We start from the raw sequence: 12,419 nt of genomic DNA on the forward strand, positions 1-12,419 counted from the left end.
CCTATCCATCTCTTAATTGGCGACCCGTCAAGGACAAGAAGAGGTGCTCAAGGTTCGGGGTTTCACGTCGCAATGTGCGTACGGATAATCCGTTCTTAGCTAAAATAAATAGAATGTCCTGCAACCGATCAAACTGAGGAGAAAGCAGTAGTTCCATGGAGTGCCCCTCGGCGCGGATCTCATCCACAATCGCACTCGCCTTCAGCTCTGCAATCGCTCCGTGATCTTCGGAGGAGATTTCTTCTTCCGTCTCAATCCAGAGTCTTTCTTGATTGACGATTCTCTGTCGAAGCTCTTCCTCGGTGCCAAGGGCAATCAATCTCCCTTCGTTCATAATGCCGATCCGAGTCGCAATCGCAGACACTTCCTCCATATAATGGCTCGTATAGATAATGGTTGAACCATCTTGATTCAACTGTTTAACGGATTCGAGAATATGATTTCTCGAGTGAGGATCAATGCCCACGGTCGGCTCATCCATAATAATGAGCTTGGGTTTGTGTGCAATCGCACACGCAATATTCAGACGGCGCTTCATTCCCCCTGAAAAGGTCGACGGCAGGTGATGCTGACGATCCGTTAGCCCTACTCTTTCCAGTGCCTCGTCTACACGCTCCTTAAGCAGCTTTCCGCTAAGTCCGTACAGCTTGGCAAAGAACTCTACATTTTTTCGAGCATTGATCTGCTCATAGATGGCGATATCCTGGGGCACGAGGCCAATATGCTTCTTGGTCTCATACGCTCTTTCTTGGATGGAGACGCCGTCCAGCTTGATTGAACCGCTGTCCAGCGGCAAGAGTCCTGTAATCATCTGGATCAAGGTGCTCTTCCCTGCCCCGTTAGGACCTAATAATCCGAACACTTCACCTTCTTCTATGCGAACATCCAAATGATCGACCGCTACGGTCTGTTTGAAACGCTTAACGAGCTTATGGATGGTTAACATTCATGCTCCTCCTGCCTACTTATTAGATAATCTCATCATACATGTGCTGCCCTTCCAGCACAGGTGGAGATCGTCATCTCTTTTGACATGACCTAAGTCATATTTCGATGCGCATGGTCAAAATTGCCTTTTCTCGTGCTATAATACGAGGATCATGAATGAAGAACAAGCTCATGAAGGAGCAAGATATGCCAAGCTGGTTATTTCTTTTATTGCGATATTTATTGATTCTACTTCCCTTTACCTATGTGCTGATCTCAGAGCCTGCTGTATCGAGCGTGTCTTCCCAGCAGTTGTATTGGCTGCTGATTCTGCTGTATTTATCACTTTTAGAGATTAGGCGCATCATGCCTAGATTAACCATAATAGGCTTTATCGGTGAGCTGGTCATTGCGATGTGGTGTATGCAGCATATTTCGGTCTTACACTCGTTTTTCATTGCAGCTAGCCTGCTTGCAATCGAGCGAACGGTCTCCCCTTTGACCCTGCGCATGATGTTGGCGGCAGCTTTCGTCGCTATGAATGCTGTGCTTCTCTCTGATGACATGGCATGGATTCTCGTATTTAATCTGATGCTGACACTCGTGTGTTCCTTTCAACTGTACCGAGTCCATATGGAAAGGAAGCAAATGCAGCAGCAGTCCGCCTATGATCTATTAAGAGGCCATAACTATGAGCTGGAGAAAGCGAAACAAGACATGATCCAATTTTCCAGAATGGTAGAGATCATGGCTCAAATGGAAGAGCGAAGCCGTATCGCTCATGATCTGCATGATGAGTTAGGTCATCAGCTTATTCGGCTTAAGATGATGATGGATGCTTCCGTTGAGGTAATCGAGGCTCGCCCTGATCAGAGCAAGATGCTGTTCCTGCAAGTGCGGGACCAATTGAGTCAAAGCATGGAGCTGATGCGTGCAACGGTTCAACGATTGAAACCTCGACACTTCGATGTCAAGAGCTATTCGCTCAAACGGCTTGTCGAAGAGCATCAAAAGGATCCGATATCCATTGATTATTCCATATCAGGACGTCCTACTGAGCTTTATCCGAGCATGGAAATCACGTTTTATCGCAATGCCAAGGAAGCCATTGCGAATGCCATTCGGCACGGCCAGGCATCCATTATCACGCTTCATCTCCATTTTGGCGCCAAGCATGTGACGCTGGATGTAGGCAACAATGGTGCTGTTCCTGAAATGATCGAGCCTGGCATGGGGCTCCAGGGCATGAAGGATCGAGCTGAAGCTCTAGGGGGGCGACTTGAAGTGTTAACCGCTGAGGGCATAACGATCCGGACCATTATTCCGCTTATGGGACCAACATGATCATTGTGAAGCATGAAAGGTGGAGGAAAGATGACTTCAGTCATACGTGTCGCTATAGCCGATGACGATATCTTTATAAGAGAAAGCCTTAGCATGATTGTTCAAATAAAAGAGGGCTTCGAAATTGCCGGCACTTGTGCAAATGGCAAAGAAGCTCAAGAGCTGGTTCAAAAAGAACAGGTCGATATTATACTGATGGATATGCGGATGCCAGAGTATGACGGCGTAGAGGGGACGCGCCTTGTGAAAGAAGCTTCACCTGCAACCAAGGTGATCATACTGACTACGTTTGACGATGAACAGGCGCTTGTGCAGGCGTTACGATATGGGGCAAGCGGCTATTTGCTAAAAAACAGCGCGCCAGGTCAACTGCTTGACTCTATACGCAGTGTAATGAGCGGCAATGTCTTGATGGATCACAATATGGCGTTGAAACTGACGACTCTTATTGATCAGCATCCGGCGACAAATGAGCCTAACCAAGATATTCCTTGGGAGAGGCTTAACCTTACGGCGTCAGAACGAGGAATTATCGAGCATATCGCCAACGGCAGAACGAATCGCGAGATTGCGGAGGCCTTATACTTAAGTGAAGGCACCGTCAAAAATTATGTAACGGAGATCCTATCGAAGCTCGCGCTTCGTGATCGTACACAGTTGGCGATCTGGTACTGGAAGCAAATAGCCAATTCGTCTATTGGAAATAGCTAAAGTTTGCAAGTAAAGTGCAGTCAATCAACCCTTTGATTCTAAAATGATAAAAGGCCTTCAATCACATCCATTGTTGTGGTTGAAGGCCTTTCTATATTAGAGGGCATAGATGGTTAACGGCTCTTTACAAGCAGTTCGACTGCCTCTTGAATGACATCGGACGGATCTTCTCCTGCTTCCAGCTGCTCTTCAATGCAGCTTTTCAGATTCGCACCAATGACGAGTCCGATGGAACGATCAACAGCGGTACGGATTGCGGACAGCTGCGTCACAATATCGCGACAATCCTGTCCCTTCTCTATCATGTTCAGCACGCCTCGTATTTGTCCTTCAGCGCGCTTCAGCCGATTTTTTATCGCGTCATCATATTCCATTGCACTACCCTCCTTAACACATGCCTTGATTAAATAAATAGGTTAAGCCCAGAATCCTCGGCATCACTCAAATACGTCGCTACACCGCCAAGCTCAACACCTGGCATCAGCTCGTCCTTATGAATGCCCATAAGCTCCATGCTCATCGTGCATGCAACGAATTTCACGCCTGCTGCTTGCGCATTTTTCATCATCGTGTCCAATGAGTCCACATTCTTATCACTCATGACTTTCTCAATCATCTTTGGACCCATTCCCGCAAAATTCATCTTTGATAACGGCAGCGCGCTTGCACTGTTTGGAAGCATCATACTAAACATCTTACCAAATAGATCCTTATCTGTCTTCGGCGCATTCTTCTGCTTCAGAATCGACAAGCCCCAGAACGTAAAGAACATCGTCACCTTCTTGCCCATGGAAGCTGCACCTGTCGCGATGATGAAAGATGCGATCGCTTTATCCAGATCGCCGCTAAAGACCACGAGTGTGGCATTTTCCTGCTGTTTCGGGACAACAGCTGTCGTTGGAGTCCCTGTCCCTCTCGAACAAGATACTGCAGATGCTTCTACATCTGACATTCCCTGTCCTTTCATGACATATGCTTGCAGTTCGCCCTGCTTCAACTCAGCACGAAGCAGCTTATTGCCGGTTCGCTGACACCATTTGTCCACATCTGAACGGAAGCCCGGATCCGTCGCCATTACCTTGGCGATTTGTCCCTCTTCCATCGCTTGCAGCGTTTGATACAGCTGTAGAATCGGTCCCGGGCATTGAAGCCCTCTCGCATCCAGCACTTGATCTGGATGACTCAGGTCATAGCTTGGAGCAGCAGCTTGACCAGCCGATTGAATGTGTGCCGTTTCATCTGCCAATTGCACTTGTAGTCCCTTCTCATGCGATTCAGGCGCTGATTTCATGGATTGAACGCCATCCTTATCCCCATTTTCACGATGCGCTCTTTCTCTAGCCGCTGCTGCGTATGTTTTATAGCCGCCGTCTACATTTTTAACCTGCTTGCCGTGCATGGATAATATGCGCGCTGCGAGATAGCCGCGCAAGCCGACCTGACAGGAGACGTATACGGTCTCACCCTCAGGAATCTCATCCAATCGATGGCGAAGCTCATTCAAAGGAATATTTTCTGTACCCGGGATATAGCCCGCTTCCCTCTCGATTGGCTCACGCACATCAATGACACGGCCGCCAGCTGCAATAATCTCATTGACTTCGTTCCACTGTACCGTGTCAACGAGCCCATCCATCATATTGCTTGCGACGTAGCCAAGCATATTGACAGGGTCTTTCGCAGAGGAATACGGCGGTGCATAGCTAAGCTCTAGATCAGCTAGGTCATGTACGGACAGATCGCCTCTCATCGCAGTTGCAATGACATCGATGCGCTTATCTACACCATGCGCCCCGACGCCTTGTGCTCCTAGCACACGTCCTGTTGCTGGGTCAAACAACAGCTTCATTGAAATGGAGCTCGCGCCTGGATAATAGCCTGCGTGAGACATCGGATGCGTGTGCACCGCACGATATGGACGACCCAATCGTTTAAGCATCTTCTCATTGTTCCCAGTTGACGCAACCGTTAAATCAAACACCTTCGCTACCGACGTTCCGTAAGCGCCGCGGTATGCGGCATCCTGTCCATTCAGAATATCTGCGAGCAAGCGGCCTTGCCGGTTTGCTCCCCATGCGAGAGGAACATAAGCCGCTTCGCCATTGACCGCATCCTTCACTTCGATCGCATCTCCCACAGCATAAATCGACGGATCGCTCGTTTGAAGCTGTTCATTGACTCGAATCGCACCACGTATACCAGTCACAAGCCCCGCTTCTGCCGCTAGCTGATTCTCAGGCTGGACGCCAATTGCCAACACCGTCATATCTGTCGGAATTCGGCGGCCTGTGGAGGTAACAAGCACCTTGCCGTTTTCTTCAAAGGCATTCACGCTCTCCCCAAACAAAAGGGTAACGCCATGATCTCTCATATGCTGGTGAACGATTGCTGCCATCTCTTCATCAATCGGATTCATGACTTGGCTCCCCATTTCTACAAGGGTAACCTCGACTCCGCGATCTCGCAGATTCTCTGCCATTTCAACACCAATAAAGCCTCCTCCAATTACGACTGCACGCTTTGGCTGCTTCTCATCGACAAAGGCCTTGATTCGATCCGTATCCGGAATATTCCGCAGCGTAAAAACATCGGTTGCCTCTTCGATGCCTGCAATCGCTGGTCGAATCGGCTTCGCGCCCGGCGAGAGCACAAGTACATCATAGGGCTGTTCATACACCTCGCCGTCCGCCAAGCGGCGAATATGAAGGATCTTTTGTTCTCTATCAATCTTTACTGCCTCATTTCGAACACGAACATCGATCTGATAGCGATCCGTCATGCCTTGAACCGTCTGAACGAGCAGCTTGTTGCGGTCTGTAATGGCTCCACCGATGTAATAGGGAAGTCCGCAGTTGGCAAAAGAGATATGCTCTCCTCTCTCCAGCATAATAATCTCATCCTGTTCATTTAATCGACGCAGCCGCGCAGCAGCAGAGGCTCCTCCTGCAACCCCTCCGACAATGACAATTGTCCGGCCCTTCTTCATCATCTTCTCCATGTAAAGTTCTCTCCTTTAATGTATTTATCGAAAATACCCTAAGGGGTATTAAATCACTCAAATTATACCCATGGGGGTATAATAACATGCGGATGAATCAAGGGTCAAGAGAAGCAGCTTTCTTTTTAATCGAGCTATGATCTCTTTTCTCAGAGCTATGCTAACATCGCATCGACATCATTTCGCAACAGGAGCATCGACACAACGGAATTCATTAATGATAAAATTTAAACCATATAAGCACAGGACTTGTTTTTATTCAGGAGGGAAAAGGGTGAGCATTGCAGCTGACATGAATACATCGTTGTTGTCCGAAGCCCGTACATTTCTAGAACAGATGTATACCGAGCTCCAATGGTCGCAAGACGACCTTGCTGCTCGCATCGACCATATACGCAATGAAATCGCGGATCACGGTACTTACAACCATACGGCGGAGGAGCTCGAATACGGAGCAAAGGTCGCCTGGCGCAACAGCAACCGCTGCATTGGGCGGTTGTTCTGGCAATCCCTGCATGTGTTGGACTGTCGCGGCGCGGTTACCCCTAAACAGGGTTATGAAGCGCTGCTGCACCACATTCGTTATGCGACGAATGGAGGAAAGATCCGTCCAACGATCACGATTCTAGGCAAGGACTCGCCTCATGCTCCAGGCCTTCGGATCTGGAACGATCAGTTAATCCGCTATGCGGGCTATGAGACGGATTCCGGCATCATCGGCGACCCGATATCGATTGCTTTAACGAAAAGAGCGACAGCGCTTGGGTGGAAGGGCGATGGCACGCGGTTTGATGTGCTGCCGCTTATGCTGGAGTCAAGGGAGCATGGACCGCAGTGGTTTGAAATTCCGAAGCAGGATGTTCTTGAAGTCCCTCTACTGCATCCAGAATTCGACTGGTTTGCGGAACTGGAGCTTCGCTGGTATGCCGTTCCGATCGTGTCGAATATGAAACTTGAGATTGGTGGCATTACGTATCATGCTGCCCCCTTTAATGGCTGGTACATGGGAACGGAGATTGGCGCTCGTAATCTTGCGGATCCCTTTCGCTATGACCTATTGCCGACCATTGCGAAGCATATGAGCTTATCAACATCATCGAATGCGACGCTATGGAAAGATAAGGCGCTAATTGAGCTGAATACGGCGGTGCTCTACTCCTTCAAGCAGTCTGGAGCGAGCATTGTGGACCATCATACGGCTGCTCAGCAATTCATGCAGTTTGAGCGCATGGAGAAAGACCAAGGCCGCAAAGTCACTGGGGATTGGACATGGCTCATACCGCCTCTATCGCCGGCAGCAACCCCGATTTTTCATAACGAATACGATAATACGTGGAAGAAGCCTAACTTTTTCTACAGAGAAGAGGGAGAACAATGATTGCTCTTGTTGTGAAAACACATGTAAGCCACTACCCCGATCCGATTACTCTTTCGAAGGGTGACCTTGTACAGATAGGTCGCCGCTATGAAGGCCCTGAAGGCTGGGACAACTGGCTTTATTGCAAGCGTAGCTCGCCCGATCAAGAGGGATGGGTACCTGAACAAATCATCCAGATCAAGGATGAGACGGGAATCATCCTGGAAGATTATTGTGCCAATGAACTGAATGTTGAGCCTGGAGAAAGACTTATTGGCCTTCGTGAACTGAACGGCTGGCTGTGGTGTCAGCACGAAACCACCGAGGAACTAGGATGGGTTCCGCTGGCCAATATTGATAAGATATCCGAATAACATAGAAAAGACTGCTCTCCTGCAAAGCACGGATGAGTTTCTGATAACCGTCACATTCAAAAGTGGCCAGTTAGCAGAATCTTCTTCCATCGCAAAGGAGGCGCAGTCTTTTTTAGTTCTTAAGCGATTAAGACAAACGATAGACCTCTTTAGTCTTCTTCGTCAAATAATCGACAAGATATTGCGGATTCAGCGCTTCACCCGTCATATTCTGAATGATCTCAGAAGGCGTGCGAAGCTTGCCGTATTGATACACATGCTCAGTTAAGTATGCCTTGATCGGTGCCAGCTCGCCGCTCGCAATATGTGCATCGAGGTCCGGCATCGCTTTGCTCATCGTATTGACCATTTGAGCCGCGTACATATTTCCTAGGGCATAGGACGGGAAATAACCGAAGCTGCCTCCAGACCAATGCACATCCTGAAGCACCCCTTCCCCATTATGAGAAGGACGAACACCTAGATAGCTTTCGTACTTGTCATTCCATACTTCTGGAAGATCATCCACAGAAAGATTCTCGTTAATAAGCATCTTCTCGATCTCATAGCGAATGATAATATGCAGATTATACGTAACCTCATCCGCTTCGATGCGTATCAATGATGGCTCTACGCGGTTAATGGCACGGTAGAATGACTCTACATCCACTTGCCCAAGCTGAGAATTGAACGTACGCTGCAATTCGCCGTAGTACTGCTTCCAGAATGGAAGACTGCGGCCGATCAGGTTCTCCCACAGACGAGATTGAGACTCATGGATACCCATGGAAGTACCCTCGCTTAGCGGCAATCCCGCAAAATCAGGCGAAATATTTTGTTCATACAGCGCATGGCCGCCTTCATGCAAGGAACTGAAGATCGCACTAGCCACGTCTTTTTCCAAGTAGTTCGTTGTAATGCGCACATCTCGCAAGTTCAATCCGATTGCAAATGGATGCACACTCTCATCCAAACGTCCAGCTGCAAAATCAAAGCCCATTTGATTCAAAATGAATGTACTGAACGCCTTCTGCCCTTCAATGGCATATGTATCCTTCAAAAATGCGAATTCTGGCTTATACTCGGACTGCTTCACTTGCTCCACAAGCGGCACAAGCTGATCTCTCAGATTGCCGAAGATCTGATCGAGCTCAGCTACCGTCATGCCTGGCTCATACATGTCAAGCAGCGTATCATATCGCGTTTCCTTTACGCCCCAGTAATCGATAAATTGCTGTGTCATCTTGACGATATCGCGAAGATAAGGCTTAAATGTCTCGTAGTCGCCTGAATGCTTCGCTTCTTCCCAAGCACTTTCCGCTTTGGACGTCAGAACAACATATTCCTGATACAGCTGAGGAGGAATAAGCTTATTGCGATTATAATCTTTTCTCGTGTCCTGGACCATTTTTCGAAGTGGTGCATCCAATTGATCAAGCTTCGCCTCAAGAGCATCCAAATGCGCTCCCATCTCGTCTGAGACGCTAAGTTTGAACATATCTGCAGACAGCATCCCAATCGTCTCTGAACGTCCTGGAACGCCTTTACGAGGAGCGCCTGTACGCAGGTCCCAATATAGCACGCCAACAGCCTCGGTGTACGCTTTTAACTTTTTCAACAAATCTACAAATGCTTGGCTCTCGTTCGTATACGCTGCGCTCATCTTACCACCTCATTCTTAGAATTATCGAACGTTAAGAAATCATTTATTACGACTCTACCTCTTGATGATACGCTCTCCATTGATTATAATCAACTTTCAAATACAGCTTATCCCAAATGGGTTAGTTCAATCGAGGTGATCCCCTACAAATGCAACTGATTCTTTCGGAACCAGTTCTTCAAGATCTAAGCGAGCGCTTGGCTGAAAACGGCATGCTGAAGCTCGTTTATGACACCGACGGTTGCGGTTGTGCAGTAAATGGCGTGCCCGCTATTTGGCTTGTTGATCACCCATCCGCCGATGATCAATCGATAACGAGCAATGCACCTTTCCAGGTACTCATTCATCGCAATCAGGACGTTTTTTTTGAAGAACTGATGATGCTGGACAGAAACGCTTCCGGGTATTTTCGACTGGCTAGTCATCAGCAAATCTATTCAACACATGTCGCTTGTTATGATAAACGCGGACTGCAATCTCAGGAGGTATAATCATGAGCAAAATGTCAGATATCCTAACCTACAATGAGCAATTTGTATCTAAAAAAGAATATGAGCAGTACTTGACGGACAAATATCCGGAAAAGAGAATGGTCATTATCACTTGTATGGACACTCGACTTGTCGAGCTGCTTCCAAAGGCAATGAATCTGCGCAATGGCGATGCGAAAATCATCAAGAACGCAGGCGCTATCATTTCTCAGCCATTTGGATCTGTTGTGCGGAGTGTTTTGGTAGCTATTTATGAACTGGAAGCTGATGAAGTTATGGTTGTTGGCCACTACGGCTGCGGCATGACGGGTCTTAACTCCGATCACATTGTTGAAAAAGCCCGTAACCGCGGCGTAGACGATGTTGTTCTCGATACGCTTACGAACTCCGGCATTAAGCTTCATCACTGGCTAAGAGGCTTTGACAACGTACATGAGGGCGTATTGAACAGTGTTCGCACGCTTCGCAAGCACCCGCTGCTTCCGAATGACGTTCCGGTTCACGGCATGCTGATTAATCCTGAAACGGGCGCATTAGAGTGGATCGCTGACGGATATCGTTATCTTGAAGATCAAGCACAGGATAAGCCGCACAGCTCCGACGCTGCTGACCACAATCCTTCCATGACAAGGTAATGCTGTCCTTGAGCGAATCACTTGATGATTAGATATGTATGATAAAAAGGCAGTCTCTCGTAAAGAGAAGACTGCCTTTTGTGTTCGATTTTGCTTTTTACTTCCGTTGCTTCAATCCGATTCTTCAATGAGCTGTTTCAGCCTATGCTCAAGCTTAGCGGCATCCATTTGCTCTCCGATCACGACAATGACATCATCGACATCTCCCTGCGGCATGATCGGAATAAACTCCGTCGCCCTGTAGGCAAATTGGAACATGTATCTCTTCGTCGTGTCTGTGAAGCGAACAATCCCCTTCGCCCGATAGACCTCTTTCGGAAGCTCGTTCAGCCACTGCTCGAATCGCTCACTATTGACCGGAGCTGCAATGGCATGTGTCCATACCGTTACAAAGTCATGGCTGTGGTGATGTGAGCTTGAATGAGAATGGCTGCAGCTTGGATCAGGCTGATGCTCTTGGCAGCCGCAATCGTGTGTCTTTGATGGCTGAACTTGCGCAAGCTCATCAGATGTACGCAGCGATTTGATCCAGACTTCTTTCGACAGCTTGGCATGGCTTGTCTTTAACAATGCAGCTTTTGCATTCCATTCCCGGATGCCCTGTTCAATACGATCCACTTCCTCTGCCTCAACGAGATCGCACTTGTTAAGAACAATCAGGTGCGCGGAACGAATCTGCTCGATGACGAGTTTTTTGAGCTTCGTAGAACCTTTTTGCCCATCCTTCGGCAGGACCTGCTCTGATAGCTGCGCCGCGTCTGCAAGCGAGATCAGGCTTGTTAATTGTACAGGGGCATATATCGATACCTCTGTGAGTGCATCAACGATTTCCATCGGCTCCGCGATACCTGTGCATTCAACATAAATGACATCTGGTGTATTCTCGAGCACAAGTTCATACAGCTTTAAGCCAAAGTCACCTCGCACAGAGCAGCAAATGCACCCGCCAAGAAGTTCCTCCATCTGAACATTCTCTGGCAGCATTTGCCCATCCAGATTAACATCTCCAACCTCGTTCATAATGACGGCTGGTGTAAGGCCCTCTTCCATGCTCCAATCGACAAGCTGCTTCAATAGTGTCGTCTTGCCGCTCCCAAGGAATCCAGAAAGGATGACCACGGGAATATCATGTCTTGTAGGTTTGTCTATATTTGTTGATGATGACATCTGTCCAACCCCTATCTGATGACGATAACCTCGTTCATTCGACCATTTTTGTTGCGTAAATGCGCGGTTTCTATTACATTTTATATAGTGAATAGGATTACCTGCAAGACCACTTGGTCATATTTGTAGATGCCTTCACGATCTCACAAGGAGGTTGGTTATGTTAAATACGCTGTCATACGGTCTGCTTGGTCTGCTTACTAGTGAATCCCTCTCTGGATATGATCTGATGCTTCGCATTCAGCCCTTCTGGCAAGCTAAGCACAGTCAAATCTACCCGCTTCTTGCGAAGCTTGAGAAGTCTGGGTACGTTCAATATGAGCGAATCGAGCAACGAGACAAGCCTGATAAAAAAGTGTATACCATTACGGAAAAAGGCCAAACCGCGGTTATGCAGTGGCTTGGTGAGCCGCCAGCTGAAGCGACGACACGTGACGAGCTCAGCTTGAAGGCTCAGTGCATCTGGCTTGCGGATAAAGAATTGGTCATTCCGTTATTCTTGACTAGACGCAAGCAATTGGATACGAAGATCGCTTATTACGAGAAGCTCTTATCACGGATCACAGAAGAGCAGCAAACAATTCATTCGCCTAAATTCGGCGACTACATCCTGCTGAACCGAGCGATTACTTTAGCTGAAGCCCATATGAACTGGTGCAACTGGGTCGTATCCATGCTGGAGCAAGCGAAAGAAAAAGACGTGAACGAATAGGACGGCTGTACAAGCCTGTCTCTCTAACATACACATAAACAGAAGAACAGGCACACAGAGC

Annotated in this window: 12 protein-coding genes; 7 read left to right on the plus strand and 5 right to left on the minus strand. The window is 48.0% G+C overall.

The window, feature by feature from the left end:
- Position 1 precedes the first annotated feature (1 nt).
- Positions 2-946 carry an ABC transporter ATP-binding protein gene (locus I2H74_RS00785; protein WP_195570799.1) on the minus strand — a complete coding sequence of 315 codons (945 nt, stop codon included), beginning with the start codon at positions 944-946 and terminating at the stop codon, positions 2-4.
- A 158-nt stretch (positions 947-1,104) separates the two neighbouring features.
- On the opposite strand from I2H74_RS00785, the gene I2H74_RS00790 reads away from it, so the two are divergent.
- A complete protein-coding gene (locus tag I2H74_RS00790; RefSeq protein WP_195570801.1) occupies positions 1,105-2,271 on the plus strand; it encodes a sensor histidine kinase in 1,167 nt (388 codons plus the stop codon).
- Positions 2,272-2,301: 30 nt separating this feature from the next.
- Positions 2,302-2,982: a response regulator transcription factor gene (locus tag I2H74_RS00795; RefSeq protein WP_195570802.1), complete on the plus strand. Its 681-nt coding sequence runs from the start codon at positions 2,302-2,304 to the stop codon at positions 2,980-2,982.
- A 113-nt stretch (positions 2,983-3,095) separates the two neighbouring features.
- Here the strand turns inward: I2H74_RS00795 and I2H74_RS00800 are convergent, their stop codons facing one another.
- Together I2H74_RS00800 and I2H74_RS00805 are read right to left on the minus strand one after the other, a co-directional pair.
- Positions 3,096-3,356, minus strand: coding sequence for a metal-sensitive transcriptional regulator (locus I2H74_RS00800; protein WP_195570804.1), 261 nt, complete (start codon positions 3,354-3,356; stop codon positions 3,096-3,098).
- A 29-nt stretch (positions 3,357-3,385) separates the two neighbouring features.
- A complete protein-coding gene (locus I2H74_RS00805) occupies positions 3,386-5,980 on the minus strand; it encodes an FAD-dependent oxidoreductase (RefSeq protein WP_420707403.1) in 2,595 nt (864 codons plus the stop codon).
- 292 nt (positions 5,981-6,272) lie between these two features.
- Here I2H74_RS00805 and I2H74_RS00810 point away from each other — a divergent pair, with 292 nt between their 5' ends.
- Both I2H74_RS00810 and I2H74_RS00815 read left to right on the plus strand, forming a co-directional pair.
- A complete protein-coding gene (locus tag I2H74_RS00810; protein WP_195572075.1) occupies positions 6,273-7,358 on the plus strand; it encodes a nitric oxide synthase oxygenase in 1,086 nt (361 codons plus the stop codon).
- Entirely contained in the window at positions 7,355-7,711 is a 357-nt protein-coding gene (locus tag I2H74_RS00815) for an SH3 domain-containing protein (protein ID WP_195570806.1), read from the plus strand. The genes I2H74_RS00810 and I2H74_RS00815 overlap by 4 nt, the downstream gene beginning before the upstream one ends.
- Before the next feature lie 127 nt (positions 7,712-7,838).
- On the opposite strand, the gene I2H74_RS00820 is transcribed toward I2H74_RS00815, so the two are convergent.
- Complete coding sequence (locus tag I2H74_RS00820) at positions 7,839-9,353, minus strand: carboxypeptidase M32 (RefSeq protein WP_195570808.1); 1,515 nt, start codon at positions 9,351-9,353, stop codon at positions 7,839-7,841.
- A 149-nt stretch (positions 9,354-9,502) separates the two neighbouring features.
- On the opposite strand from I2H74_RS00820, the gene I2H74_RS00825 reads away from it, so the two are divergent.
- Positions 9,503-9,844: an iron-sulfur cluster biosynthesis family protein gene (locus I2H74_RS00825; protein WP_195570810.1), complete on the plus strand. Its 342-nt coding sequence runs from the start codon at positions 9,503-9,505 to the stop codon at positions 9,842-9,844.
- 2 nt (positions 9,845-9,846) lie between these two features.
- The gene (locus I2H74_RS00830; protein WP_195570812.1) at positions 9,847-10,479 is read left to right on the plus strand and encodes a beta-class carbonic anhydrase; all 633 of its coding nucleotides are present in this window, start codon (positions 9,847-9,849) and stop codon (positions 10,477-10,479) included.
- A 111-nt stretch (positions 10,480-10,590) separates the two neighbouring features.
- Here the strand turns inward: I2H74_RS00830 and I2H74_RS00835 are convergent, their stop codons facing one another.
- Positions 10,591-11,646 (minus strand): CobW family GTP-binding protein, encoded by a 1,056-nt coding sequence (locus I2H74_RS00835; protein ID WP_195570814.1) that lies wholly within the window; start codon positions 11,644-11,646, stop codon positions 10,591-10,593.
- Positions 11,647-11,806: 160 nt separating this feature from the next.
- Here I2H74_RS00835 and I2H74_RS00840 point away from each other — a divergent pair, with 160 nt between their 5' ends.
- Positions 11,807-12,358 carry a PadR family transcriptional regulator gene (locus I2H74_RS00840; protein WP_195570816.1) on the plus strand — a complete coding sequence of 184 codons (552 nt, stop codon included), beginning with the start codon at positions 11,807-11,809 and terminating at the stop codon, positions 12,356-12,358.
- The last annotated feature ends 61 nt before the right edge of the window (positions 12,359-12,419 follow it).

The sequence above is a fragment of the Paenibacillus sp. 1001270B_150601_E10 genome (assembly GCF_015558675.1).
Lineage (GTDB): Bacteria > Bacillota > Bacilli > Paenibacillales > Paenibacillaceae > Paenibacillus_B.